This window comes from Pantoea sp. B9002, assembly GCF_013385945.1.
GTDB lineage: Bacteria > Pseudomonadota > Gammaproteobacteria > Enterobacterales > Enterobacteriaceae > Pantoea.
In genome coordinates, this window is sequence record NZ_JACAPA010000002.1 from 184,414 (window position 1) to 210,013 (window position 25,600).

Consider the following 25,600-nt stretch of genomic DNA (forward strand, 5'->3'; position numbering starts at 1 on the left):
AGGGCACAGCCAAGCTGTGCCCCAAAAGGATTAATTACGCGGAGCGCGGTCGCTGCCACGTAACAGGCCGGATGCGCCTTCAGAGTAATCACGCGGCATCTGCACCGGCGCCTGATCGTTATCCGCTTCGGCTTCCGTTAACTGGTAGGCAAACGGATTTTTCTCGCCTGGCAGATTTGGCAGCAGGTCGTTAGACCCTTTCGCCATGTGCTGATACAGCTGGCGATAATCATGCGCCATGTTGTCCAGCAGCTCGGCGCTGCGGGCGAAGTGGTTAGTGAGCTCCTCGCGGTAATCCGCCAGCTCAGCCTTCGATTTTTCCAGTTCATACTGCATGCTACGCTGCTCACGCAGCTTCTTGTTGCCAAAACGCATGACGACTGCGCCGACAATAATGCCAATCACTAAACCAATCAGCCCGTATTCCCAGGTCATAATGACTCCCGTGTAATTTCCGTTGTTTCGTAGGGCATTGCTTCTGTTGCAACATCAACTTCAATAGCAGCCACTATACCCAATAATCTATTGGAAGTGGAACTATCGGGCTGCATCGCTTAGTGTAGAGCGGCCTAATTTTCGTCAACCGACCCGTGAATCGGACTTTTTCAGGGATTCTGAGAGAACCATGCAAACCTCATCTCCGCTTGCACGCTACGAGCAGGCGCTGTCGCAGGGCGAATTTCGCCCGGATGACGTACAACGAGAAGCGATTACCCGCTTAGATACCATCCAGCAAGGATTGATTGCCCGCCAGCAACAGGTTGAACCGGCTGCCAAAGGTCTGTTTGGCCGCCTGTCTAAGATGCTTAATAAAGAGAAAAGCACCAGCGAAGCGCCAGTGCGCGGCCTTTATATGTGGGGCGGTGTGGGACGCGGTAAAACCTGGGTGATGGATCTGTTTTTTCAGTCAATTCCTGGTGATCGTAAACTGCGTCTGCATTTCCACCGCTTTATGCTGCGTGTCCATCAGGAGCTGACGCAGCTGCAAGGCCACAGCGATCCGCTGCTGATTGTCGCCGATCGCTTTAAAGCGGAAACAGACATTCTCTGTTTCGATGAGTTTTTTGTCTCGGATATCACCGACGCAATGCTGCTTGGCACGCTGATGGAAGCGCTGTTTGCGCGCGGCATTTCACTGGTGGCAACCTCGAATATTCCGCCGGATGAGCTCTATCGCAACGGCCTGCAGCGCCCGCGTTTCCTGCCAGCCATCGAACAAATCAAGCGTCATTGTGAAGTGATGAACGTTGACGCGGGTATCGATTACCGTTTGCGCACCTTAACCTCGGCGCATTTGTGGAACTTCCCGCTTAACGATGCCACGCATAGCGAAATGGAACGCATGTTCCGCGCGCTGTCCGGCAAAGCGCGTGAAGACGCGCCGGTGCTGGAAATCAACCATCGCCAGATGCCCACGCTGGGCGTGCATGAAGGCGTGCTGGCGATCAATTTCCTGACACTGTGCGGCGAAGGGCGCAGTCAGCACGACTATATTGAGCTCTCGCGCCGTTTTCACAGCGTCTTGCTGTATGATGTGCCGGTGATGATTTATAAGACCGAAGATCAGGCGCGCCGCTTCCTTGCGCTGATCGATGAGTTCTACGAACGCCACGTGAAACTGGTTGTCGCGGCTGAAACATCACTGTTTGAAATTTATCAGGGCACACGCTTGAAGTTTGAGTATCAGCGCTGCTTGTCGCGTTTGCAGGAGATGCAGAGCGAAGAGTATTTGCGTCTGCCGCATCTGCCCTGATGACGTGGCATAAATCGTAGGTTTTAGATGCAAAAAGGTTCGATCTTTGAGTTCGACTTCTCTATAATCTTGCGACCCCACGTTACAGCATCGGTTTTCTTTCCCAAGAACTCGATGTGATCCGGTAACTCACTTGAAGGGGTGGCTTGCTGGGCAAAATGGTCGTGTGAGCCTCAATCGTTTACTTAGCGTTTGGGATTTCACCAACGTGTAACTTTTTATTTGGGTAAGCTTTTCAATGAAAACTTTTACAGCTAAACCAGAAACCGTACAGCGTGACTGGTATGTTGTTGACGCAACGGGCAAAACCTTGGGTCGCCTGGCGACTGAACTGGCGCGCCGTCTGCGTGGTAAGCACAAAGCGGAATACACTCCGCACGTTGATACCGGTGATTACATCATCGTTCTGAACGCAGAAAAAGTTGCTGTAACCGGCAACAAGCGTACTGACAAGATTTACTATCACCACACTGGCCACATCGGTGGTATCAAGCAAGCGACCTTTGCAGAGATGATCGAGCGCCGTCCTGAGCGTGTGATTGAAATCGCGGTTAAAGGCATGCTGCCGAAAGGCCCACTGGGTCGTGCTATGTACCGTAAACTGAAAGTTTACGCAGGCAACGAGCACAACCACGCGGCGCAGCAACCGCAAGTTCTTGACATTTAATCGGGATTATAGGCAATGGCTGAAACTCAAAACTACGGCACTGGTCGCCGCAAAAGCTCTGCCGCTCGCGTCTTCATCAAGCCGGGTAGCGGTAACATCGTAATTAACCAGCGCTCTTTGGAGCAGTACTTCGGTCGCGAGACTGCACGCATGGTCGTGCGTCAGCCGCTGGAGCTGGTTGATATGGTTGGTAAATTTGACCTGTACATCACTGTTAAAGGTGGTGGTATTTCTGGTCAGGCTGGTGCGATCCGTCACGGTATCACACGCGCTCTGATGGAGTACGACGAGTCTCTGCGTTCTGAACTGCGTAAAGCGGGCTTCGTTACCCGTGATGCGCGTGAAGTTGAACGTAAGAAAGTCGGCCTGCGTAAAGCACGTCGTCGTCCGCAGTTCTCCAAGCGTTAATTGTTTGCTGCTTCGGCAGCTGCAGTTGGCTCAAAAAACCCGCTTCGGCGGGTTTTTTATTGCCTGCATTTATGATTTTTTCCCACGAAAAACGCGAGCTTTACCCGCATTTTGCCCGCAAATCATCACGCCCGCCCCACAAGCTGCTTAAAATCTGGTAAACTCACTGTCACTTTGCGCCTGCGAGACGCAGCGTTGTGCTTGTCGTTCCTGTCCGGAAGACCGGGCGATGCTTCTAACGCTGACGGTAGGCGAATCTGATGAGCCGGTGAGTCGCCGCGTGGTTGGCTATTCGCAGTATCTTTTTGTGAACAAACTTGGAGGTTTTCATGGCTGTCGCTGCCAACAAACGTTCGGTAATGACGCTGTTTTCTGGTCCGACTGACATTTTCAGCCATCAGGTACGTATCGTACTGGCTGAGAAGGGCGTCAGCGTGGAGATCGAGCAGGTTGAAACGGATAACCTGCCGCAGGATCTGATTGACCTCAACCCGTATCGCACCGTACCGACGCTGGTCGACCGTGAACTGACGCTGTATGAATCACGCATCATCATGGAATACCTCGATGAGCGTTTCCCGCATCCTCCGCTGATGCCGGTTTACCCGGTAGCGCGCGGTGAAAGCCGTCTGATGATGCACCGCATTGAGCAGGATTGGTACAGCCTGATGCGCACCATCGAAACCGCCAACGGTGCCGAAGCCGATGCAGCGCGCAAGCAACTGCGTGAAGAGCTGCTGGCGATTGCGCCACTGTTCGCACGCACGCCGTTCTTCATGAGCGAAGAGTTCAGCCTGGTGGATTGCTATCTGGCGCCGCTGCTGTGGCGTCTGCCGCAGATGGGTGTTGACCTGTCTGGCGCGGGTTCTAAAGAGCTGAAAGGCTATATGACGCGCGTGTTTGAACGTGACTCTTTCCTTGCGTCACTGACGGAAGCAGAACGTGAAATGCGCCTGCAAGCTCGGGGCTAATGTATGGAAATGTCGCAACTAACGGCGCGTCGTCCTTACCTGTTGCGGGCGTTCTACGACTGGTTGCTGGATAACCAGTTGACGCCGCATCTGGTGGTCGACATCAATCTGCCAGGTGTGCAGGTGCCGCTGGAATATGCGCGTGATGGACAGATCGTTCTGAACATCGCGCCGCGTGCGGTAGGCAATCTTGACCTCGCCAATGATGAAGTGCGTTTCAACGCGCGTTTCGGTGGCGTACCGCGTCAGGTTTCTGTGCCGATGGCTGCGGTTCTGGCGATTTATGCCCGTGAAAACGGCGCTGGCACCATGTTCGAACCGGAACCGGCTTATGAGCTGGCGACGGACGAACAGGATGGGAGCGGTCAGGAAGAGACGATGATGTCTGTGATTGATGGCGATCGTCCGGATGATGCGACTGACGACGATCACTCGCCAGATGATGAGCCGCCGCCGCGTGGCGGACGACCTTCACTGCGTGTGGTGAAGTAAAACGTGCAATAAAAAACGGGCCGATTGGCCCGTTTTTTATTGCCTGCGCGCCTTAGTAGACGTCGCGCAGGTAGCGTTTATCTTTCTTCAGCTGATCAACGTAAGCCGCTGCGCGCTCGCTGGACAAGCCACCGAACTGACGAACCACTTCATACAGCGCCGCATCAACGTCTTTTGCCATGCGTGATGCATCGCCACACACGTAGAAGTACGCGCCATCCTGCAGCCAGGCATACAGCTCAGCGCCTTTCTCCAGCATGCGGTTCTGCACGTAGATCTTCTCTTCCTGATCGCGTGAGAAGGCCAGATCCAGATTAGTCAGCAGACCTTTCTCTTGCCATGCCTGCAACTCTTCTTCGTAGATGTAATCATGTGCCTGATGCTGGTCACCGAAGAACAGCCAGTTTTTACCTTCTGCGCCCGTTGCCTGACGTTCCTGCAGGAAGGCGCGGAACGGTGCAATACCGGTGCCTGGTCCAACCATAATCAGCGGCGCATTGCCGTTTGACGGCACACGGAACGCTTTGTTTGGCGAGATGAAGATCGCCGGCTTTTCGCCGCGACGAACACGTTCAGCCAGATAGGTAGAACACACGCCTTTACGCTCGCGGCCGCCGCTATGATAGCGCACGGAAGCGATGGTCAGATGGACCTGATTTGGATGGGCTTTCGAGCTCGACGAGATGGAGTAAGCGCGATGCTGTAACGGACGCAGCATGGCAACAAATTCCGGTACCGACAGGCTGCGCGTCAGCTCAAGCTGCAGCAGATCCAGCGTGTCTTTGCCCCACAGCCAAACGGCAAGGGTATCTTTATCGTCGTGCTGCAAGACGTGACGCAGTTCCTGGTTGGTGGTGTGCTGGCCAACCCACTCAATCAGTTTGCGTGACGGCTCGGAGATTTCGAACTGATAAGTCAGCAGATCGCCGAGGTTGCGATCAAAGCTGGGAACTGGCGTTTCGTAGTCTGCTTTCAGCTGGGTCAGCAGCAGTGAAACCAGTGCTGCGTCGTTCACCGGGATCACACCCAGCGCATCGCCCGCTTCATATTTCAAACCGCTGTCGGTGAGATCAAACTCGAAGTGACGAATATCTTTCGCCGACTCTTCTGCCGACAGGCGCTTGTTAGTCGCCAACGCAGCCGCATAAGGGTTTTGCTTATTGCTGCCCGGAATGACGGGCGCTTCTGGCGCGCTTTCTAATGCCGTACCGCTGCTGCCCGCGCTGGCGGCGAATTGCGGCATTGCCGTGCCAATCCACTCGCTGGATGGCTCTTCGAAGTCGATATCGCAGTCGATACGATCGGCAACGCGTTTCGCCCCGAGCTGTTCCAGACGCATATCGATGAATTTACCTGCCTGGCAGAAACCGTCGTAGCCGGTATCGCCAATCGCCAATACCGCAAAGTGCATCTGCTCCAGACGCGGCGCAGTGCTGGCTGAAATCGCGTTCCAGAACAGCTGGGCGTTGTCCGGCATTTCGCCTTCGCCATAGGTCGAGGTGACGATCAGTACATGACGCATGGTGGCGAACACATCCAGATCCACTTCGCCCAGCGCCTGCACCACCGGCACCAAACCTTTGGCGCGTGCGGCTTTAGCCGCCGTCTGTGAAAGCGCTTCAGCATTCCCGGTTTGTGAACCAAACAGGATATGCAGCTGGGTATTTGCACCCGCAGCCGGTGCGCTCTGCTTGTCTTCTAATACCAGCAGGCGCGAATGGAGACCGGCGAGAAAGCCTGCCAGCCAGTATTTCTGCTCACCGTTAAACGGTGCATCTTCAGGAATGTAAGGAATTTTCATCGGTAAGGCACTCAATCCTGTTCAATCAAAATATAAAGACTAAATTACACATGTTCATTAGCACTGCAATCAGGAAAGTTTCCCGACCGCAGCAGCGATTTCTGGCAGTGCAGCACGCGCAAACAGCTCTTCAAAATCAGGCAGATGACCAAGCACTTCGCGGTTGCAGGCATCCTGATAAATGATCCAGCCATAAGTGGCCAGGCTGTCCATCGAGCGAATGTTGCGCTGCGTTAATGCCGCTTTGTAATCCGCCATGCGTTTTGCGGCAATCAGGCTTGCCAGCTCGTCATCGCTGTAGCTCTCAATCGCAGAGCGTGCATGACGTTGCAGCTTGCTAATCAAGGTGAAATCTTCCGTCATCAGCAGATTGCGTACCGCTTTTTCGACGGCCGGATCTTCCACCGCCGTGCCTTTCGGCAGTTTGCCCAGCGCCAGCTGCTGCGCGAGACTAAGAACGGTGTAGTTGTTCAGCAGAACAAACATCTCCAGCGTATCGGTCGCGCCGTAAGCCGGAACCGCGCCGTTAGCAATGGTTTTACCGTCACGCCACGCGGATTTGAACTTCGCAACCTGATGCGCAGCCAGCGAGGTTGACAGCTCTTCGAGCAGGTCTTTACGTGATTTGGCTTTAAGGATCTCGGTGCCATCCTGATACAGCAGCAGCGAACGCGGCATCACATAAACAAAGTGGTGGCACTCGGTTTCCCAGTTATCCAGCAGCCAGGCCGCGCGTGGCGATTGGGTTGCTTCCAGATGCCAGTTCAGCATGGTCAGCACCGCTTGTTTGTGCACCTGCGCCATTTCGTCTTCATCGGCGATGGAACCAAACAGCACCGAATCACCTGCCGCGTGCGCCGCCAGCGAACCATACGGGTCGTACTGGTAAGCAAAACCGCCGCTCATGCCGTTGCCGAAGCCTTTACCAAAGGTGCCAAGGTTAAGGATGGCGCCGTTGGTCATGTATTCGCAGCAGAAGTCACCAACGCCTTCAACTACCGCGGTTGCGCCGGAGTTACGCACGGCGAAGCGGTCACCCGCCTGGCCCTGAACGAACAGACGACCGCCGGTGGCGCCGAACAGCGCGAAGTTACCGATCAGCACGTTGCCATCGCTATCCTGTGCGCCGCCGCCTGGTGACATCACCACCAATTCGCCGCCGCACTGCCCTTTGCCGACACCGTCGTTACAGGTGCCGTAATGCTTCATCTGCATGCCGTCGTTGCAGAACGCGCCGAACGACTGGCCGGCAGAACCGCTGGTGTTAATCAGCACGGTGGCTGGCGCCAGATAGTGACGACCGCGATCGTCTTTCAGCACCGCTGGCAATGCAGCCAGCTGCTCTTGCGAGAGTTCATGGTTAAGCATGCGTTCGATATCGATCGCCAGCTGACCACCGACGCTCTTGTTACGGTTGTTCAGCGCGATGCCCGCGCCCAGCGCGATTTCACGGCTTGCCGCGCCAACCAGCTGTGTTTTCAGCTCGTTGACCCAGCCATCATCCAGTTCAAAGTCTTTTTCCAGATACACCGGCTTGGCAATTTTCTGCTCTGGCACCACGGTCAACATCGCACGCAGATCCAGTTTGCCGACTTCCAGCGGGTGATCCATCAAGTGCAGCAGATCCGAACGGCCACGCGCTTCACGCAGGGAACGCAGACCGAGGCGGGCGAGGAACTCACGCACTTCCTGCGCCACGTTGATGAAATACTGCGCCAGCTGACGCGGATCACCATCAAACGCTTCGGCGTTGGTGGTTAAACCGGCCGGGCATTTGACGTTACAGTTTTTCGCCATTACGCATTTCAGCATCATCAGCGCGGTGGTGCCGAACTCGAAGCTGTCGCCACCGAGCAGGGCAGATTTGATCACATCGCTGCCGGTCTGCTGCGCGCCGGAGCAGCGCAGCTGCACTTTGTCGCGTAGGCCGTTAGCACACAGCGCCTGATGCACTTCGGCGATGCCGATTTCCGCCACGCGGCCGGTATATTTCAGGCTGGTAACGGACGCTGCGCCGGTGCCGCCGGTGTTACCCGCGACGTTAATCACATCCGCGCCAGCTTTCGCCACGCCGACGGCGATGGTGCCGATACCTTCAGATGAAACCAATTTGACGATGACACGCACGCGCGCGGCTTTACAGTCGTGGATCAGCTGAGCCAAATCTTCGATGGAGTAAGTGTCGTGGTGCGGCGGCGGTGAAACCAGCTCAACGCCCGGCGTACCGCCACGCGCTGCGGCAATCTCAACGGTCACTTTCGGTGCCGGCAACTGGCCGCCTTCACCGGGCTTCGCGCCCTGACCGATTTTGATCTCCAGCTCTTCCAGCATTGGATCAGCAAGATAAGCCGCCCACACGCCGAAACGACCGGATGCCAACTGTTTGATACGTGACGCGCGGATGGTGCCGTGACGTGAATAGTGCTCGCCACCTTCACCACAGTTACTCATGCCGCCAACCATGTTGGTACCGTGTGCGACAGCTTCGTGCGCCGGCGCAACCAGCGCTCCGTGGCTCATCGCACCGGAAGCAAAGGTACGCGTGATTTCGTGGGCCGGTTGAATCTCTTCCAGCGGCAACGATGGCAGCGCAGTGAAGATCAGCGACAGATAATCGGCCGCTTTGCCGTAAGCGGTGATGTGCAACACGCCATCCGCCACGTTACTGCTTTCGATATCGTCGGTGAAACGGGTTTTTAGCGCACGCGCCAGCGCTTCCAGACGCTCGCTTTCCGGTTTCAGGCCAGCAATGGCATCGATCAGACGCAGCTCGAACTGGTTCAGGCTGCCGTTCACCGCTTCACACTTGAGGCCACGCGTAGCGAAGCCGTTGTTCACCAGCGAGTAACGGCCCAGTTTGCGACCGAATTCGGCTTCGCTGTCCACGTGGGTCAGATCGCACGGCAGCGCAAGGATGTCACGCAGCGCCGCAGGACGACGTTTACGTTCGGCATGCATCAGGCCGGAGAACTGACGGTAATCTGGCGTGATGGCAAAGCTGTCGATCACATCATTTGGGATGCGCTCAAAGCTGCTGTCTTTAAAGGCTTCGGCTTTGATGTTGAAAGCGTTATCCAGTTTGGCCAGCGTCATCAAACGAATAAAGTTGTCCTCTTCGCGCTCTTTGTTAGCAAAGCGAATTGGTTGTTCCGTCATATCGATAAAGGTACGCACCGCGATAGTGCCGTACGAGTGGCCCGCGCCTTCAGCACGCTCTTTGAACAGGCCGAGCAACGGCACTTCTGCTTCGCCCTGAATTTTCAAGGAGCTCTGATGCCAATCCACCGCCATCTGGGCGATCGCTGGGAAGCCCGCGCCGCCGACCGGCGTTTTGATATTCGGGAAATACTTTTTCAATACCGGATCGTCGGTATTCAGGAAGTTCGGCTCGAAGAACTCGCCACAGCTGTAGCTCTCAACGGTACACAGGCCGACTTTGCCCATGGTTTTCATCAGCGCTTTTTCGGCTGCTTTGGCATAGCGTTTAAAGGCTTTGTTGCCTTCTTCGCCTTCACCGAACTTCTCTTCCGCACGCATCTGCACGCCGAGTGGGTAAACGGCAGAAGCACCGAAGCCCAGCGTTGCCGCGATATGGTGTGAAGAGATGCTTTGACCACTTTCGACCACCAGCGAAACATCCAGACGCAGACCTTCCTGCACCAGACGTTGGTTGATCGCCGACACCATCAGCAGCATCGGAATCGCTGCGTGCGTTGAAGAGATGTGACGATCGGTGATCACCGCGATGCCGCCTTGCTGGCGTGCGAAATCCACTACCTGCTGGGCTAAGTCATCAATGGCTTTTTCCAGCGCGTTGGCGTTGGCCGCACGGCTGACGATATCTTTGCCGACCACCGGCTCATACAGCATCTCGAAGCGCGCATAAGGTGCGACGGTTTGCTCACGCAGGCGCAGCATGTCGAGGTGCGTCAGGATTGGCGTCGGAACAATGATTTGCTGACCTTTACTGCGGCCAAGATGCGGTTTTGCACCCAGCGCAACACGCAGCGTCATGCCATCCGCTTCACGAATCGAGTCGAGCGGCGGGTTGGTAACTTGCGCAAATCGTTGTGAGAAGTAGTGCGCCATGCCGCCTTCGTGGTCGGACAGGCCGTTGATGGCGTTGCCGTAACCCATGGCTGAGATCTTCTCAGCGCCGGTTTGCAGCATCGGATCCATCATGAATTTGAAGCTTTCCTGGTTGTAGTAGTAGGCGACAAAACGTTGATAGGTTTTGAGGTCACCACGATAACGCAGCGGCGAGCCGAGCTGCTCTGCCTGAATTTCTGGCAGATCGGCGAGATCGATACGCGCTTTGCCCAGCAGCGACAGGTAATCTTTTTCAGCCGCCAGTTTTTCCAGCGCTTCAACCGTGGTGTAAGAGCGTTTCTCTTTGTGATCGTAATAGAGCATGCCGCCCGCTTCGATACGGCCACGACGCAACACGCTTTCCGGTGGGAAGGCGATCTGGCCCGCTTCAGACATCGCACCGATGTACTCCGCGGTTTCAACGGAACGCAGCGGACGCAGGCCGAGGCGGTCAAGACGTGCGCCAATCACCTCACCGTTTCCGAAGATCAGTGCAGCTGGGCCATCGTTCTTCTCTTCATATAAAGAGAAGTACTCAAGCATGGCGCGCACTTCGTTCGAGAGCGACGTATCGTTCTCCCACGCCGGCGGCATCATCGAAACCACGGCGTTGATCAGGTCGAGATTATCTTCCATCAAACGGCTGTGGATGCTCTGGTCGAGACGCGAGCTGTCGGACTGACCTTTTGGACGCACGATTTTTTTACCGCGTGCCAGCATCAATGCCGCTTCGGCGATACGGTTTTTACGATCGGTGTTCAGCTCACCGTTATGCGCCATTAAGCGGAACGGCTGGGCCATGGTGGTGTGCGGATCGGTGTTGGTCGAGAAGCGGGTGTGGAAGAACAGCCCGCGCACCTGATGATCGGCATCGGTCAAATCTTTGAAGTACGGAATAACTTCGTTGGAGTTCAGGCGTGCTTTAAATACCTGCGTGCGCGAAGAGAGTGACAGCGGATAGAGGCCGCCGAATTCGCTTTCGGTAAAGGCGCGAGCTTCGATATCCAACAGTGCGCGATAAATCTGACGCTCGAATTCGAGTTGTTCAGTCAATTCCTGCGGCGCGGCAAAAATCCACTGCACAATTGGCAGCTGGAATTGCAGGGCGGCCGGGCGCGTCACGCTGCCGTCTAGCGGCATATCGCGTTTCACTAATACCGGGAAGTTGTGCGCCGCCAGCGTTTCTTCAACCAGACGCTCAGCGTTGGCACGCAGCTCTGCATCTTTTGGCACAAAGAAGTTACCGACGCCAAAACGGCCGGCTTCCAGCGCCAGACCGGTGACCTTGCGGAAGAAGTTCAGGGAGAGATCGACGTTCACACCCGCGCCATCGCCCACGCCTTCGGCAGACATGCCGCCACGGTGCGGAACCGTGCACAGCGCGCTATGGGCCATCCGCAGAATCTCATGAGTCTGCTCGCCGTCCTTACGGGTAATGAAACCTACACCACAGCTGTCACTTCCGGCTGATGGGTCATACAAACCATAGGGATTCGGTTTTTGCGTGGACATTGAGAGTCTCCTTAAACTTCTTTTGACATTACCTGCATTATTTCGCGTACCGCAGCGTGACAATTTAAGCCCGCGCGGCGGTATCAATTCTTGTGCCGCTCAGTAAAGAGCGGGCGTCGCAGCACCGAGCAAGGGCTCTCAAGACACTGTTGTCACGTCCTTAATGAGCTGCTCTTTTTATTCCGGTCTCTTTCGGGAGATAGCTTGCATCCAGAGGGAGGCTTCTTGCTGCATAGATATGCCGAGACACAGGCCCACCAGGAAAGCTTCCAGTGGAATTCCAACTTATCGGGAAAGCGAACTCAGGTCAAATAGCCAGCTTTGATGCGGGTAATAGGCTTTCTTGCTACTTAATTGAATGATTATTAAGACTTTATTGCGTAAATTTATGTCAATCTCCCGCTTGGCATTCCCCCAGGAAGTGTGAGCCGTCTCACTGTGACCCAGCCCTCTAATATCCAAACAATGCTGGCAGCAAGGGTTATAACAGCATTTAATTCTGTTAGGAGCAGATGATACACAGCATGTATCTGTTTTTCTTATGGCGTCATATTTGAATCAAAATGGCGCTGCCATTAGTAAAATTAATCACGCGAGGCGTGCTTAAAAAATCATTTAAGTTGAATGGGTATGCAATAAAGAGGTGCAACCATCAGGGCAAATGGCTGCCAGGGTGCTGATTAGCACAGGATGTTGAGAAAAGGCCCGCAAAAGCGCGGCCCTCCAGATTATTCAGTTGGCAGAATTAGTCAAGCGCTTTGCGCATATAGAAGGGAACGTCGGCGAAATCGTGCTGCGATGCACCATTACAGGGCATAACCCGCGCGATATGGCCGGGTGAAGCGGGGCAGCGCAGCGATAATTACGCTATCATGAGCCAGATTTCGTTCAGGGAGCTCGTAATGAAACAGATTCGTCTTTTAGCGCAGTACTACGTTGATTTGATGGTCAAACTCGGCCTGGTACGCTTTTCGCTGCTGTTAGCCTCGGCGCTGGTGGTGCTGGCGATGGTGGTGCAGATGGCCGTCACCATGGTGTTGCGCGGACATGTGGAGAGCATAGACGTCGTCCGCTCCATCTTCTTCGGTCTGTTAATTACGCCCTGGGCGGTCTATTTCCTCTCAGTGGTGGTCGATCAGCTGGAAGAGTCGCGCCAACGCCTGTCAAAACTGGTGGATAAGCTGGAGGAGATGCGTACGCGCGATCTCGAGCTGAACCAGCAGATGAAAGAGACCATCACCCAGCTTAATCAGGAAATTAACGATCGTATCAAAGCTGAGCAGGCGCGCGAGCAGGTGATGGATAAGCTGCGCGAAGAGATGGCACGACGCGAGCAGGCGCAAATCGAGCTGGAACAGCAATCCTCCTTTCTGCGCTCCTTCCTTGATGCGTCACCGGATTTGGTGTTCTACCGCAACATTGATAAGCAGTTCTCCGGCTGTAACCGAGCCATGGAACTGCTAACCGGCATGAGCGAAAAGCAGCTGATTGGCCTGACTCCGCGCGATATTTACGATGACGAAGCCGCGACCAAAGTGCTGGAAACCGATGAGAAGGTGTTCCGCCACAATGTGTCGCTGACCTACGAACAGTGGCTGCAATATCCCGACGGGCGCAAAGCCTGTTTCGAAATCCGTAAAGTGCCCTATTACGACCGCGTCGGCAAACGCAGTGGCCTGATGGGCTTTGGCCGCGATATTACCGAGCGTAAGCGCTATCAGGACGCGCTGGAGAACGCCAGCCGTGAGAAGACCACCTTTATTTCGACTATCAGCCATGAGCTGCGTACGCCGCTGAACGGCATCGTCGGACTGAGCCGCATCCTGCTGGATACCGATCTCAATCAGGAGCAGCTGAAGTACCTCAAAACCATCCACGTTTCGGCCATTACGTTGGGCAACATCTTCAATGATGTAATTGAAGTGGACAAAATCGAGCGCCGCAAAGTGCAACTGGATAATCAGCCGCTGGATTTCACCGGTTTCCTCGCCGATCTGGAAAACCTCTCCGGTCTGCTGGCGCAGCCAAAAGGGCTGAAATTTGTCATGGCGCCGGAGCTGCCGCTGCCGCATAAAATTTCGGCGGATGGCACGCGCTTGCGTCAGATTCTGTGGAACCTGATCGGCAATGCTGTGAAATTTACTCAGCAGGGCGAGATTGTGGTGCGCGTTGCCTATCGTCAGGATGAAACGCTGCACTTTGAAGTGCAGGATTCCGGCATGGGCATTCCGCAGGAAGAGCAGGATAAGATCTTCGCCATGTATTACCAGGTGAAAGATCAGCACGGTGGCAAGCCGGCGACGGGCACCGGCATCGGTTTGGCGGTCTCGCGTCGCCTGGCTCAGGCGATGGGCGGCGATATCAGCGTCAGTAGCGTCGCGGGGCAGGGTTCCTGCTTTACCGTCGAGATCAACGCGCCACGCGTCGCTGAGGAAGTGGAAGATGATAATCTGGATGACAGCATGCCGTTACCGGCGCTGCACGTTTTGCTGGTGGAAGATATTGAGCTCAACGTGATTGTGGCGCGTTCGGTACTGGAGAAGCTGGGTTGCAGCGTCGAAGTCGCGATGACCGGTACGGACGCGCTGGCGATGTTTGATCCGCAGGAGTTCGATCTGGTGTTGCTCGATATTCAGCTCCCGGATATGACCGGCCTCGACGTGTCGCGTTCCATCCATCAGCGCTATGCAGATGTGGCGCTTCCGCCGCTGGTGGCATTGACCGCCAATGTGCTGAAAGACAAAAAAGAGTATCTCGATGCCGGCATGGATGATGTATTGAGCAAACCACTTGCTGTGCCCGCGCTTACGGCGGTGATCAAGAAGTTCTGGGATTATCAGCCTGAACAGGAGGATATTGCCGTCGAGTCATCAGACGCGCAGTCACGCACGCTGTTAGATGTGGCGATGCTGGAGCAATACATTGAACTGGTTGGCCCAGGATTGATTACCCAAAGCCTCACCATGTTTGAGCAGATGATGCCGGGCTACCTCGACGTGCTGGACTCCAACATGATGGCGCGCGATCAAAAAGGCATTGCTGAAGAAGGGCACAAGATTAAAGGTGCGGCAGGTTCGGTTGGCTTACTGCATTTACAGCAGTTGGCGAAGCAGATTCAGTCGCCGGAATTGCCAGCGTGGTGGGACAACGTGCAAGAGTGGGTCGACGAGTTAAAACAGGAATGGCTGAAAGACGTGAACGTGTTACGTGAGTGGGTAGCGGAGCGGGAAAAGTTACAGGACGTCAGAAAAAAATGACCCCAGTCGAAACTGGGGTGCGCGAATACTGCGCCAACACCAGGGAAATGGGTACTGCTGCTATTATTAGAAATCGAATAAGAAAGCAACAGTTCGGTATTGGTTAACGCTTCCAAATCACCTTAACAAATTCGCCAATACTTGTGACAAGATTCATTAAATTGTGTGATGTTGAGCAGCGATTAAATACAGAAAACATTAATTTGCTGACACAGTCAAGCAAGGAATTAATTTCTTTGCCATATTGCACCTTTTTTGACCAATTGTTCTGCTTTTTGCCTGGTTTTGCTTCAGTCGTTAGCAGGAAAAGCCTGACACAAGCATGGAAAATCTGATTCTGACAAAAAATTGAAGTTAAGTAAGTTTAACGTGCTGATATTGATGGATAAAGTCAGGTTTTTTGGCGGCTTATCCAAAACGTTTTGGAAACCTTAAACGGAAAGTTCCAGTTTATAGTTTATTGAATAATGTAAACCAAGTGTGCGGTAAATCGCTTTACCATCATTGAGGTCGAATGCTGGCAGGATCATACAGATTTGGTCGCATTTTTCAGAATCCTCTCTGTAATCAATGAACAAGTTCGAACATCATAAAAAATGATAGTTAAGTATCATGAAAGCTTTTACGTGAGCGATATCACATTCAGTTAAGTGTTCATGCATGCAGCACCTGGTGCATTTAACATCATGGAACCGATTCCTTTTTGGCGGAAGTGCTTGATGTGATTGGCTCTAATAGAGGAACGTTGATTGCGCAGGCAACAATTTCCCTGACGTTTTAGCCAGTCAGAGGATAAAATTTAGTGGTTAATCGCTGGTATTAGCTATCGTGACTTGGGTGATTGATTAATACAGGGAACAGGTAAGAGAAAATTGCATGAGCAAGAGTAAAGGGACGCTGGGAAAACGTATTAAAGTGCTGATTGCTAAAGTGCTGCTGGCCTGGCTCGGCATCTGGTTAGCGGGCATTCTGCTGTTTGCTTTTTTACCGGTACCGTTCTCGGCGGTGATGGTGGAGCGGCAAATCAGTGCCTGGTTTACGGGGCGTTTTGATTATGTGGCGCACTCGGATTGGGTCGGCATGGACGAGATCTCGCCGTGGATGGCGTTGGCGGTTATCGCTTCTGAGGATCAAAAGTTTCCCGAGCATTGGGGCTTTGATGTTGATGCCATTCAATCAGTGCTGGATAACGATGGCAATGAACGCATGCGCGGGGCTTCAACCTTGTCGCAGCAGACGGCAAAAAACCTGTTTCTTTGGGATGGCCGCAGCTGGGTGCGTAAAGGGCTGGAAGCGGGATTAACGGTGGGAATCGAAACCGTGTGGACCAAGCGGCGCATCCTGACGGTTTATCTCAATATCGCAGAATTTGGCGACGGCGTATTTGGCGTGGAAGAGGCCTCACAGCGCTATTTCCATAAACCCGCCAGCCGCCTGACGATGTCTGAAGCGGCGTTACTGGCGGCGGTTCTGCCCAATCCGATCCGTTTCCGCGCCGATGCGCCTTCCGGCTACACGCGACAGCGCCAGCAGTGGATTATGCGGCAGATGCGCCAGTTAGGCGGTGAGGGTTTCCTGAATCGCTACAAGCTGCACTGAAAGGCTTAATCTTCGTCAAAGCCCGCTTCAAACAGTTCGATAACCGCTGCCAGCGCCTGCTCTTCCTGCGGGCCGCTGGCTTCGATTTCAATATGACCGCCTTTCGCTGAGTCGAGCATCAGCAACGCAATCACGCTGCTGGCTTCAGCTTCGGTGCCCGATTCGTTACGTAGCAACACTTCAGCATCAAAACTCTGCACCAGTTCGAACAGCTTCATCGCCGGGCGCGCGTGCATGCCTAGCTTGTTACGAATCTCAACGGTTTGCTTCACGGTCATGATTTGCGTTTTTCCAGAGTGCGATGACGAGACTGCACGTTTTTACCGCGCGAGCGGAAATAATCCGCCAGTTGTTCCGCGATATACACCGAACGATGCTTCCCGCCGGTACAGCCAATGGCGACGGTAAGATAGCTGCGGTTATTGGTTTCCAGCATCGGCAGCCACAGTTCCAGATAGCTGCGCGTTTGATAGATAAAGTTGTGCACTTCGGTGTGACGATCGAGGAAGGCGGCAACTGGACGATCCAGACCGGTCATCGGACGCAACTTGGGATCCCAGTGCGGGTTCGGCAGGAAGCGCACATCGAAAACATAATCGGCGTCGATCGGAATGCCGTGTTTGAAGCCAAATGACTCAAACACCATAGTCAGTTCACGCTCGCGCTTGCCCAGCAGGCGGGTACGCAGCATCTCCGCCAATTCATGAACCGACATCTCAGACGTATCGATAATCAGATCGGCGCGTGAGCGCAGTGGCTCCAGCAGATCGTTCTCTTCATCGATAGCACTTTCCAGCGACAGGTTTTTGCTGGAGAGCGGATGCAGGCGACGCGTATCGCTGTAGCGGCGAATCAGCGTGTTGCGATCGGTATCAAGAAACAGCAGCTGCGGGGAAAAGGCATCGGGCAGATTGTTGAGCGCCGCTTCAAAGACTTCCGGTGATTCCGGCATGTTACGCACGTCAATGCTGACCGCGGCAGAGATATTGCGTTCGGTTAAGGTATTCGCCAGCTCCGGTAGCAATACCACCGGCAAGTTGTCGACACAGTAAAAGCCCATATCTTCGAGGGCACGCAGCGCGACTGATTTTCCTGAGCCTGACCGACCGCTAACGATCATCAGCACCATCACATTTCTCCCGTTTTAAACCGGCGAATACGCCGGTAAAAGTGTTTCTCGCTTAAGAGTGTGCTTCCTGAGCTTCTGTGATAATGGCGTAGAGCTCTTGGTCGCTCTGTGCCGCGCGCAAACGACGACAGACGGTTTTATCCGCCAGGCGTTTGGCAACCAGCGAAAGCGTGTGCAAGTGGGTTTTACACTGGTCCGCAGGTACCAGCAGGGCAAACAGCAGGTCAACCGGCTGATTATCTACCGCATCAAAAGCGATAGGCTGATCGAGGCTGATAAACACGCCGACAGCGCGTAAAGTGTCCTCTTCCAGCTTGCCATGTGGAATGGCGATGCCGTTGCCAATACCGGTACTGCCCATGCGTTCGCGGGTCAGGATGGCTTCGAAAAGCGTCTGGTGTGGCAGATTGAGCTGCTTCGCTGCCAGCTCGCTGATAATCTCCAGCGCGCGTTTTTTACTCTGGCAGTGTACGCCGCTACGGGTACAGTCCAGTGAAAGGACCGAGCTCAATTCCAGTGTTAGATCGTTGTTCATCATCGTTTCACTTGCGAGTTCACATAGCCGCGAGTTTCAGGCAATTGATTTCATTGCCGTTCGCCCGCTGGCGCTTGCGCAGATGACAAAACGGGGCGGTAAGTTCCGCCCCATTTATGCTCTAAGTGCCGAATCAGTCAGCACTCTGCAAGCGTGAAGGTTAGTGTTTTTTCAGTTTGTCTTTGTGTTTGGTCAGCTGACGGGAAAGCTTATCGATTAACCCGTCGATGGCCGCGTACATGTCTTCCGCTTCCGATGTGGCGTGCAGCTCCCCGCCGTTGACGTGCAGTGTTGCATCCGCAACCTGCGTCACCTTCTCTACCTTCAGAACAATATAAACCTGATTGATACGATCAAAATAGTGTTCCAGTTTGGCAAATTTGGTATTTACAAATTCACGCAGAGGTTCGGTAATTTCAACATTAAGTCCGGTAAGGTTTAGCTGCATAGGTCTTCCTTCTTCGTTCGGTCAAACCAACTGCTTGCGCTGGTTTGATGGCGGTATCGATAAAGACTCGCGATATTTAGCAACCGTACGTCGCGCTACCATGATGCCCTGTTCGGATAACATGGAGGTCAGTTTGCTGTCGCTCAAGGGTTTTGCGGGGTTTTCCGCCGAGATTAATTTTTTCACCAATGCACGAATCGCCGTGGACGAGGCTTCGCCGCCGCCTTCGGTGTTGACGTGACTGGAGAAAAAATACTTCAGTTCAAAGATGCCACGCGGGCTGTGTAAATACTTTTGCGTGGTCACGCGGGAAATGGTGGATTCATGCATATCAACAGCCTGAGCGATATCCGCCAGCACCATCGGACGCATGTACTCCTCACCCTGCTCAAAAAACGCCTGCTGCTGTTCAACGATACAGCGTGTCACTTTCAGCAGCGTGTCGTTGCGGCTCTCCAGGCTCTTAATCAGCCACTTGGCTTCCTGTAAGTTGCTGCGAATAAACTGATTATCGCTTTCATTACGGCCGGCTCCGCCCATCGCCGCATACTGCTGATTGATCTTCAGACGCGGCATGCTGTCGGAATTGAGTTCAACCGTCCAGCGCTTGCTGATTTTGCGCACCAGCACATCGGGAATGACATATTCCGGTTCGCTGGTGTTAATCGACTGGCCTGGGCGCGGATCGAGTGACTGAATCAGCAGCATCGCCTCTTTCAGCACCTCTTCCTTCAGACGGGTTACGCGCATCAGGCTGCGGAAATCATGGTTGGCCAGCAGATCGAGATGTTCGCTAACAATCAGGCGCGCTTCCGCCAGCATCGGCGTGTCGGCAGCATATTGCGACAGCTGGACTAACAGGCAATCACGCAAATCACGCGCACCGACGCCGACCGGATCGAAACGCTGCACGCGCTTGAGCACGGCTTCGACTTCTTCCAGCGCCAGCTCTTCATCGCCAATACTGTCATAAATGTCTTGTAAGCTGACGGTGAGATAGCCGGTTTCATCAATGGCATCAACAATTGACGTGGCAATCGCACGATCGGTATCAGTGAAAGGCGTTAACTCAACCTGCCACATCAGGTAATCCTGCAGCGATTGGGTAGTTTCGCCCTGATAGATGGGCAGTTCGTCATCCTGGTAATCGGTGCCGGTGCCTGACGGTGTGCCAGCGGTGTAGATTTCGTCCCAGGTAGCGTCGAGCGGAAGCTCTTCGGGCATATCTTTCTGTTCAAGCGCTTCGCGCGTGTCTAAAGAATCACTTTCCTGATCCTGAAATTCACGTGCGTCGACTTCTTCGTGCAGATCGGTTTGTTCAAGCAGCGGATTGCTTTCCAGCGCCAGTTGCAGTTCTTGCTGGAGTTCAAGCGTAGAGAGTTGCAGCAAGCGAATTGCTTGCTGCAACTGTGGAGTCATCGCCAGCTGTTGGCTGAGCCTGAGTTGCAAACCTTGCTTCATAATTCGGTAAGAATTTCCTAAGCAAACGTAGGGTGTTACAACACCTTATCAGAGTCTGAACTCTTCGCCCAAATAAACACGCTTAACCTGCTCATCTACAAGAATTTCATCAGGCGTGCCATGGGCAATTAAATGTCCCTGGCTGACGATATAAGCGCGTTCACACACCGCGAGGGTTTCACGCACGTTGTGGTCGGTAATCAGCACGCCAAGGCCACTGTCACGCAGATGCTCGATGATTTTCTTGATGTCGATAACCGAGATCGGGTCAACACCGGCAAAAGGCTCATCCAGCAGGATGAATTTCGGATTAGCCGCCAGCGCGCGGGCAATTTCCACACGACGGCGTTCACCACCCGACAGCGCCTGGCCCATGCTGTCGCGCAGATGGCCAATATGGAACTCTTCCATCAGCTCGTTGGCACGGTCCTGACGCTGTTCTTCGGTTAAATCATCACGAATCTGCAGCACAGCCATCAGGTTGTCGTACACGCTCAGGCGACGGAAGATCGAGGCTTCCTGCGGCAGATAGCCGATGCCGCGACGCGCGCGCGCATGCAGCGGCAGAATGCTGATGTCTTCATCATCAATCACGATGCGGCCCGCATCGCGCGGCACAATGCCCACCACCATGTAGAAGGTGGTGGTTTTACCGGCACCGTTTGGGCCCAGCAGGCCGACAATCTCGCCGGATTTTACCTGCAGGCTAACATCTTCCACCACGCGGCGGCCTTTGTAGGCTTTCGCCAGGTTCTCAGCGATTAGTGTAGCCATAGCAATCAGTTACTCTTTTTAGGGCTCGCGGACGAACCGTTTTTATCCTGCAGCTGCGACGGTACCAGAACGGTAGTCACGCGCTTGTTGTCGCCCTGGCTGAACGCCTGCATCTTCTGCTCTTTCACCAGGTAAGTGATGCGGTCGCCTTTGATGTTGCTGTCCTGCTGCTGAATGAAGGCATTACCGGTCAGCTCAACAAAATCGTTCGCCAATTCATAATGCAGTTTACTGGCGTGGCCTTGTACCGGCTTGCCGTTATCCTGCATCTGATAGAAGGTAGCTGGCGTGCCGTAAGCATCAACGATGGTTTTTTTGCTATCGCCGCCCGGACGAGTGACCACCACTTTATCGGCGGTAATCTTGATGGAACCCTGCGTCACAATCACGTTGCCGGTAAAGGTCGCGACGTTGCCCTGCAGGTCCAGCGCCTGGTTGACGGAGTCGATATTTACCGGTTTGTCTGAGTCGCCGGTTAATGCCAGCGCAGGCAGGCTCGTTGCCAGCAGCGTACTCACCAGCAATAACTTAAGGCTATTTTTTTTCATTTTGAATTTCATAGGAAGTTTTGACCTTTTCAAGCAGCTCAGCATGTTTCGTCCGTAAATTGCCGCGCATTTTCATGCCAGTGGAATTAAAACTGCGGCCAAAAAGGGTGACTTGATCGTCAGATGTCACATCCTGGGTGACCAAATTAACCTGAGCGTTATCGGTAAGGATGCGCTCAAGCTGTGAATCCTGAGTCAAAGAATTGACGACAACGTTGCCGTAAAGATAAAGCATACGATCTTTAGTCAGCTTTGCCTTATCGGCGCGCACCGACCATGTCGCTACTTTATTTACGTCATAGGTGGTCATCACCGGATTATCGAACCAACTTATCTCATCGGCAGCAAAGTAGGTCACTTTATCGGAGACCAGCTTATAGCCCAGCGCGCCTGTGGGGTTATACACCACCGTGTTCGATTTCTCGCTGGTGTAGGTTGGCGCTTGATCGTTGGTCGCCACCGGCGTTCTGTCGTCATCCTGGTTGGTGAGATTCCAGCCGATCAGCACTAAGGCGATCAAGGCCAGGATCAGCGTCATCCAACGCCTGCTCTTACTCATATTGATTGCCCTTTGGCATCCTCAAATTTGTTCTGCGCCATCAAAATCAGATCGCACAACTCACGTACTGCACCGCGGCCACCGGCAATGCGGGTCACATAATGCGCGCGCGGCAGTAAAATCGGGTGAGCATCAGCAACGGCAACGCTCAAACCCGCCTGCGCCATCACCGGCCAGTCGATCAGGTCATCGCCAATGTAGGCGACCTGATCGGCCGTTAAGGACAGTTTATCCAGGAGTTCCCGCCAGGCCAAAAGCTTATCCGATTGTCCCTGATAAAGATGCGTAATGCCGAGCGTCTTACAGCGATCTTCCAGCAGTTTTGCTTTGCGGCCGGTAATAATAGCCACTTCGACGCCGGAGGTCAGCAGGCAACGCACGCCATAACCATCACGCACGTTAAAAGCCTTCAGCTCTTCACCGCTGTTGCCCATGTAAATCACGCCATCGGACATCACGCCATCGACGTCACAAATCAGCAGGCGAATCTTCGCAGCTCGCGCCATGACGTCCGCGCTCACCGGACCGTAGCAAGTCTCGACCATCGCCGTTTCAGCACTCATTATTTCTTCCTGTTCAGACCACGCCAGCGCGCAGCATGTCATGCATATGTACCACACCGAGCAGGCGATCGTCATCGGCCACCAGCAGGGCGGTGATGTTTTTGTTTTGCATCAGATTAAGGGCATCAACGGCCAGCATATTGGGGCGCACGCGAATGCCGCCGCTGGTCATCACTTCCTGAATGCTGGCTTTCTGGAAATCGATGCCCATATCGAACACGCGGCGCAAGTCACCATCGGTGAAGATGCCTTCGATTTTCATCAGGTCATCGACGATCACTGTCAAACCGAGATTCTTGCGGGTAATTTCCAGCAGCGCATCGCGCATCGACGCATCACGGCTAACGTGTGGGATCTCATCGCCGCTGTGCATGATATCGCTGACGTGCAGCAGCAGTTTGCGGCCCAGCGCACCGCCAGGATGCGACAGCGCAAAATCTTCCTGGGTAAATCCGCGCGCTTCCAATAACGCCACGGCCAGCGCATCGCCCATGACTAACGTCGCGGTGGTGCTGGTGGTCGGTGCCAGGCCGAGCGGACAAGCTTCCTGCGGCACTTTCACGCACAGATGCACATCCGCAGCGCGGCCCATCGCGCTCTCCGGACGGCCGGTGATACAAATCAGCTGCACTTTCTGGCGCTTTAACACCGGCACCAACGCAAGGATTTCGCCGGATTCACCGCTATTGGAAATCGCGATCACCACATCATTGGTGCTGACCATGCCGAGATCGCCGTGGCTGGCTTCGCCGGGATGCACAAAGAACGAAGGCGTACCGGTGCTGGCAAAAGTCGCGGCCATTTTTTTACCGATATGCCCGGATTTGCCCATGCCCATCACCACCACTTTGCCGCGGCAGGCAAAAATCATCGCGCAGGCGCGATCGAAATCATCATTGATATATTGATCAAGCTGCTCCAGCCCTTCGCGTTCGATGCGCAGCACCGCTTTACCTGCCTGCTGAAAATCGAAATCCGGTTGCTGATGTGACATGGTCAGTCCGTCCTTAATAGCTTGTGATAAGCATGGGGCTCAGCCACAGCCACAGCACCCACGCGATAAAACCACCTAATAATAGTGTGCCTGCGATACGACCAATACGGCGTTTACGCAGCAGGCAGAGCAGGGCGAACAGCACGCTCACTGCCAGCATCACCCAGTAATCACGTGCGAAGGCATGCGCATCAACGCTGCCGGGATGAATCAGCGCTGGCAGGCCGAGCACAATCGCCAGATTGAAAATATTGGCGCCGATCAGGTTGCCGATAGCGATATCGTCCTCACCTTTCAGCGCGCCAGCCACCACGGTGGCCAGTTCGGGCAAGCTGGTGCCGACGGCAATTAGCGTCAGGCCCATCACCAGTTCACTCACACCAAAGTAGTCGGCAAACACGGTGGCGTTGTCGATCACCATACGCGTCGACATCGGCAAAATAATCAGAGCAACCGCCAGCCACAGAAAGGCCACGGTGTTGCCGGCCTCATCGCGCGGCAGTTCGGCCAACTGTTCGCGGGTTAGCGTGTCGTTATTATCGCGTTCAGCACGACGAGCAATGCGAATCACCACCAGCAGATAACCCAATGCAATCAGCAATAACGCGATACCGTCGAGCCGACTCAAATGGTTATCAAACAGCATGATGCCGCTGAGCAGTGAGACTAGCAGCATTAATGGCAGTTCGCGCCGAATCAGATTGGAGTGTACTGTCAATGGGTGGAGCAATGCTGCGCCGCCCAGAATTAATAGAATATTGGTGATGTTCGAGCCCAGCGCGGTGCCAACCGCTAAATCCATCTGTCCATGCTGCGCGGCCGAGAACGAGACGATCAATTCCGGCAATGATGTGCCAATGCTCACCACCGTCATACCAATGATCAGCGGTGGGATGCCAAAGGATCGACAGAGGATCGCGGCGCTAAATACCAGACGGTCGGCGCCGTAAACCAGTAAAATCAATCCGATAAACAGCAAGGCAGAGGCTACGAACATTAAAAATCCTTGATGGATGGAGGTGTCGGCGAACCTTGTCCGACAGGTAAAAACATACTGCACGCACTAACAGGCGCTGATTTTGACTGTCTGGGAGGCAAAAGTAAATTTTAAGGCCGTTTTCGCCACACTAAGTGGGTAAGTTTCTGTAAAACTATCGTGCATTCGAGGCTACCAGGCTACCATCCACAGCTTTGATAGCGCCCGATCCGCATAAAGAGGTAAAGATGATCCAGCAGCAAACGAATCTGGTTGAGGTTCGTGGCGTCAGTTTCACGCGCGGAGATCGTACTATCTTCGACGACATCTCGTTAACGGTACCTGCCGGTAAAGTCACCGCGATTATGGGCCCGTCCGGAATTGGCAAAACCACATTATTGCGCCTGATTGGTGGGCAATTACAGCCCGACAAAGGCGAGATTTGGTTCCGCGATCAAAATATCCCGACGCTTTCCCGCACCAAATTGTACGAAGCGCGTAAAAAAATGAGCATGCTGTTTCAGTCAGGTGCGCTGTTTACCGATCTCAACGTGTACGAAAACGTTGCCTGGCCGTTGCGTGAACATACGCAACTGCCACCAGAACTGCTGCACAGCACCGTATTGATGAAGCTGGAAGCGGTGGGTTTGCGCGGAGCCGCTAAACTGATGCCTGCTGAACTCTCTGGCGGTATGGCGCGCCGTGCGGCGCTGGCGCGTGCTATCGCGCTGGAACCCGAACTGATCATGTTCGATGAGCCTTTTGTCGGTCAGGATCCGATTACCATGGGCGTGCTGGTGAAGTTAATTGACGAACTGAATCATGCCCTCGGCCTGACCTGCATCGTGGTTTCACACGATGTGCCTGAGGTCTTGAGCATTGCTGATCATGCCTATATTGTTGCCGGACAAAAAATCATTGCTCAGGGCAGCGCGCCGGAACTGCGGGAAAATCCCGATCCGCGTGTGCGCCAGTTTATCGAGGGTCATGCGGATGGTCCGGTGCCTTTCCGCTTTGCCGCTGGCGATTATCTCAGCGACTTGACCCGCTCAGGGAGAACGTAA

At 54.1% G+C, this 25,600-nt stretch carries 22 protein-coding genes; 8 read left to right on the plus strand and 14 right to left on the minus strand.

Annotated features, from left to right (window positions below):
* Window positions 1-30 precede the first annotated feature (30 nt).
* Complete coding sequence (gene zapG / locus HX773_RS01540; RefSeq protein WP_064737767.1) at window positions 31-435, minus strand: Z-ring associated protein ZapG; 405 nt, start codon at window positions 433-435, stop codon at window positions 31-33.
* A 190-nt stretch (window positions 436-625) separates the two neighbouring features.
* Between zapG and zapE the strand changes: the two genes are divergently transcribed.
* The 5 genes from zapE to sspB all read left to right on the plus strand — a co-directional run bounded on the left by zapE (window position 626) and on the right by sspB (window position 4,291).
* A complete protein-coding gene (zapE, locus tag HX773_RS01545; protein ID WP_061718281.1) occupies window positions 626-1,753 on the plus strand; it encodes a cell division protein ZapE in 1,128 nt (375 codons plus the stop codon).
* Between the two features lie 238 nt (window positions 1,754-1,991).
* Entirely contained in the window at window positions 1,992-2,420 is a 429-nt protein-coding gene (gene rplM / locus HX773_RS01550; protein ID WP_007886599.1) for a 50S ribosomal protein L13, read from the plus strand.
* 15 nt (window positions 2,421-2,435) lie between these two features.
* Window positions 2,436-2,828 carry a 30S ribosomal protein S9 gene (rpsI, locus tag HX773_RS01555; protein WP_007886600.1) on the plus strand — a complete coding sequence of 131 codons (393 nt, stop codon included), beginning with the start codon at window positions 2,436-2,438 and terminating at the stop codon, window positions 2,826-2,828.
* A 329-nt stretch (window positions 2,829-3,157) separates the two neighbouring features.
* Window positions 3,158-3,799 (plus strand): stringent starvation protein SspA, encoded by a 642-nt coding sequence (sspA, locus tag HX773_RS01560; RefSeq protein WP_008104394.1) that lies wholly within the window; start codon window positions 3,158-3,160, stop codon window positions 3,797-3,799.
* A gap of 3 nt (window positions 3,800-3,802) precedes the next feature.
* Window positions 3,803-4,291, plus strand: a complete 489-nt coding sequence (sspB, locus tag HX773_RS01565; RefSeq protein ID WP_176970156.1) for a ClpXP protease specificity-enhancing factor — start codon at window positions 3,803-3,805, stop codon at window positions 4,289-4,291.
* Window positions 4,292-4,343: 52 nt separating this feature from the next.
* Here sspB and HX773_RS01570 read toward each other — a convergent pair whose 3' ends face one another.
* Together HX773_RS01570 and HX773_RS01575 are read right to left on the minus strand one after the other, a co-directional pair.
* Complete coding sequence (locus tag HX773_RS01570; protein ID WP_176970157.1) at window positions 4,344-6,092, minus strand: sulfite reductase subunit alpha; 1,749 nt, start codon at window positions 6,090-6,092, stop codon at window positions 4,344-4,346.
* A 69-nt stretch (window positions 6,093-6,161) separates the two neighbouring features.
* The gene (locus HX773_RS01575; protein WP_176970158.1) at window positions 6,162-11,693 is read right to left on the minus strand and encodes a glutamate synthase-related protein; all 5,532 of its coding nucleotides are present in this window, start codon (window positions 11,691-11,693) and stop codon (window positions 6,162-6,164) included.
* 902 nt (window positions 11,694-12,595) lie between these two features.
* On the opposite strand from HX773_RS01575, the gene arcB reads away from it, so the two are divergent.
* Window positions 12,596-14,950 carry an aerobic respiration two-component sensor histidine kinase ArcB gene (arcB, locus tag HX773_RS01580; protein WP_176970159.1) on the plus strand — a complete coding sequence of 785 codons (2,355 nt, stop codon included), beginning with the start codon at window positions 12,596-12,598 and terminating at the stop codon, window positions 14,948-14,950.
* An 876-nt stretch (window positions 14,951-15,826) separates the two neighbouring features.
* Window positions 15,827-16,549 (plus strand): monofunctional biosynthetic peptidoglycan transglycosylase, encoded by a 723-nt coding sequence (gene mtgA / locus HX773_RS01585; protein WP_176970160.1) that lies wholly within the window; start codon window positions 15,827-15,829, stop codon window positions 16,547-16,549.
* Between the two features lie 5 nt (window positions 16,550-16,554).
* Here mtgA and npr read toward each other — a convergent pair whose 3' ends face one another.
* From npr to HX773_RS01640, 11 genes are all read right to left on the minus strand, one after another.
* Window positions 16,555-16,827, minus strand: coding sequence for a PTS phosphocarrier protein NPr (gene npr / locus HX773_RS01590; protein WP_008104379.1), 273 nt, complete (start codon window positions 16,825-16,827; stop codon window positions 16,555-16,557).
* Window positions 16,824-17,678: an RNase adapter RapZ gene (gene rapZ, locus HX773_RS01595; protein ID WP_101762285.1), complete on the minus strand. Its 855-nt coding sequence runs from the start codon at window positions 17,676-17,678 to the stop codon at window positions 16,824-16,826. Before rapZ ends, npr begins: the two co-directional genes overlap by 4 nt.
* A gap of 52 nt (window positions 17,679-17,730) precedes the next feature.
* A complete protein-coding gene (gene ptsN / locus HX773_RS01600; RefSeq protein ID WP_176970221.1) occupies window positions 17,731-18,213 on the minus strand; it encodes a PTS IIA-like nitrogen regulatory protein PtsN in 483 nt (160 codons plus the stop codon).
* 160 nt (window positions 18,214-18,373) lie between these two features.
* Window positions 18,374-18,661 (minus strand): ribosome hibernation promoting factor, encoded by a 288-nt coding sequence (gene hpf / locus HX773_RS01605; protein ID WP_101762283.1) that lies wholly within the window; start codon window positions 18,659-18,661, stop codon window positions 18,374-18,376.
* A 21-nt stretch (window positions 18,662-18,682) separates the two neighbouring features.
* Window positions 18,683-20,122, minus strand: coding sequence for an RNA polymerase factor sigma-54 (gene rpoN / locus HX773_RS01610; RefSeq protein WP_176970161.1), 1,440 nt, complete (start codon window positions 20,120-20,122; stop codon window positions 18,683-18,685).
* A gap of 48 nt (window positions 20,123-20,170) precedes the next feature.
* Window positions 20,171-20,896, minus strand: a complete 726-nt coding sequence (gene lptB, locus HX773_RS01615; protein WP_008104371.1) for an LPS export ABC transporter ATP-binding protein — start codon at window positions 20,894-20,896, stop codon at window positions 20,171-20,173.
* A gap of 5 nt (window positions 20,897-20,901) precedes the next feature.
* Complete coding sequence (lptA, locus tag HX773_RS01620) at window positions 20,902-21,456, minus strand: lipopolysaccharide ABC transporter substrate-binding protein LptA (RefSeq protein ID WP_176970162.1); 555 nt, start codon at window positions 21,454-21,456, stop codon at window positions 20,902-20,904.
* On the minus strand, window positions 21,431-22,003 hold the full coding sequence (gene lptC / locus HX773_RS01625; RefSeq protein ID WP_176970163.1) for an LPS export ABC transporter periplasmic protein LptC: 573 nt from the start codon (window positions 22,001-22,003) through the stop codon (window positions 21,431-21,433). Before lptC ends, lptA begins: the two co-directional genes overlap by 26 nt.
* Window positions 22,000-22,566 carry a 3-deoxy-manno-octulosonate-8-phosphatase KdsC gene (gene kdsC / locus HX773_RS01630; RefSeq protein ID WP_101762280.1) on the minus strand — a complete coding sequence of 189 codons (567 nt, stop codon included), beginning with the start codon at window positions 22,564-22,566 and terminating at the stop codon, window positions 22,000-22,002. The genes lptC and kdsC overlap by 4 nt, the downstream gene beginning before the upstream one ends.
* Window positions 22,567-22,579: 13 nt before the next feature.
* The gene (gene kdsD, locus HX773_RS01635; RefSeq protein ID WP_176970164.1) at window positions 22,580-23,560 is read right to left on the minus strand and encodes an arabinose-5-phosphate isomerase KdsD; all 981 of its coding nucleotides are present in this window, start codon (window positions 23,558-23,560) and stop codon (window positions 22,580-22,582) included.
* Between the two features lie 13 nt (window positions 23,561-23,573).
* The gene (locus tag HX773_RS01640) at window positions 23,574-24,557 is read right to left on the minus strand and encodes a calcium/sodium antiporter (protein ID WP_176970165.1); all 984 of its coding nucleotides are present in this window, start codon (window positions 24,555-24,557) and stop codon (window positions 23,574-23,576) included.
* Window positions 24,558-24,784: 227 nt separating this feature from the next.
* On the opposite strand from HX773_RS01640, the gene mlaF reads away from it, so the two are divergent.
* On the plus strand, window positions 24,785-25,600 hold the full coding sequence (gene mlaF / locus HX773_RS01645; RefSeq protein ID WP_008104360.1) for a phospholipid ABC transporter ATP-binding protein MlaF: 816 nt from the start codon (window positions 24,785-24,787) through the stop codon (window positions 25,598-25,600).

What these genes read in the sequence shown, in the direction of transcription:
- zapG (WP_064737767.1), bottom strand. Translation starts at nt 435, where the DNA reads ATGACCTGGGAATACGGGCTGATTGGTTTAGTGATTGGCATTATTGTC.
- zapE (WP_061718281.1), top strand. Translation starts at nt 626, where the DNA reads ATGCAAACCTCATCTCCGCTTGCACGCTACGAGCAGGCGCTGTCGCAG.
- rplM (WP_007886599.1), top strand. Translation starts at nt 1,992, where the DNA reads ATGAAAACTTTTACAGCTAAACCAGAAACCGTACAGCGTGACTGGTAT.
- rpsI (WP_007886600.1), top strand. Translation starts at nt 2,436, where the DNA reads ATGGCTGAAACTCAAAACTACGGCACTGGTCGCCGCAAAAGCTCTGCC.
- sspA (WP_008104394.1), top strand. Translation starts at nt 3,158, where the DNA reads ATGGCTGTCGCTGCCAACAAACGTTCGGTAATGACGCTGTTTTCTGGT.
- sspB (WP_176970156.1), top strand. Translation starts at nt 3,803, where the DNA reads ATGGAAATGTCGCAACTAACGGCGCGTCGTCCTTACCTGTTGCGGGCG.
- HX773_RS01570 (WP_176970157.1), bottom strand. Translation starts at nt 6,092, where the DNA reads ATGAAAATTCCTTACATTCCTGAAGATGCACCGTTTAACGGTGAGCAG.
- HX773_RS01575 (WP_176970158.1), bottom strand. Translation starts at nt 11,693, where the DNA reads ATGTCCACGCAAAAACCGAATCCCTATGGTTTGTATGACCCATCAGCC.
- arcB (WP_176970159.1), top strand. Translation starts at nt 12,596, where the DNA reads ATGAAACAGATTCGTCTTTTAGCGCAGTACTACGTTGATTTGATGGTC.
- mtgA (WP_176970160.1), top strand. Translation starts at nt 15,827, where the DNA reads ATGAGCAAGAGTAAAGGGACGCTGGGAAAACGTATTAAAGTGCTGATT.
- npr (WP_008104379.1), bottom strand. Translation starts at nt 16,827, where the DNA reads ATGACCGTGAAGCAAACCGTTGAGATTCGTAACAAGCTAGGCATGCAC.
- rapZ (WP_101762285.1), bottom strand. Translation starts at nt 17,678, where the DNA reads ATGGTGCTGATGATCGTTAGCGGTCGGTCAGGCTCAGGAAAATCAGTC.
- ptsN (WP_176970221.1), bottom strand. Translation starts at nt 18,213, where the DNA reads ATGAACAACGATCTAACACTGGAATTGAGCTCGGTCCTTTCACTGGAC.
- hpf (WP_101762283.1), bottom strand. Translation starts at nt 18,661, where the DNA reads ATGCAGCTAAACCTTACCGGACTTAATGTTGAAATTACCGAACCTCTG.
- rpoN (WP_176970161.1), bottom strand. Translation starts at nt 20,122, where the DNA reads ATGAAGCAAGGTTTGCAACTCAGGCTCAGCCAACAGCTGGCGATGACT.
- lptB (WP_008104371.1), bottom strand. Translation starts at nt 20,896, where the DNA reads ATGGCTACACTAATCGCTGAGAACCTGGCGAAAGCCTACAAAGGCCGC.
- lptA (WP_176970162.1), bottom strand. Translation starts at nt 21,456, where the DNA reads ATGAAATTCAAAATGAAAAAAAATAGCCTTAAGTTATTGCTGGTGAGT.
- lptC (WP_176970163.1), bottom strand. Translation starts at nt 22,003, where the DNA reads ATGAGTAAGAGCAGGCGTTGGATGACGCTGATCCTGGCCTTGATCGCC.
- kdsC (WP_101762280.1), bottom strand. Translation starts at nt 22,566, where the DNA reads ATGAGTGCTGAAACGGCGATGGTCGAGACTTGCTACGGTCCGGTGAGC.
- kdsD (WP_176970164.1), bottom strand. Translation starts at nt 23,560, where the DNA reads ATGTCACATCAGCAACCGGATTTCGATTTTCAGCAGGCAGGTAAAGCG.
- HX773_RS01640 (WP_176970165.1), bottom strand. Translation starts at nt 24,557, where the DNA reads ATGTTCGTAGCCTCTGCCTTGCTGTTTATCGGATTGATTTTACTGGTT.
- mlaF (WP_008104360.1), top strand. Translation starts at nt 24,785, where the DNA reads ATGATCCAGCAGCAAACGAATCTGGTTGAGGTTCGTGGCGTCAGTTTC.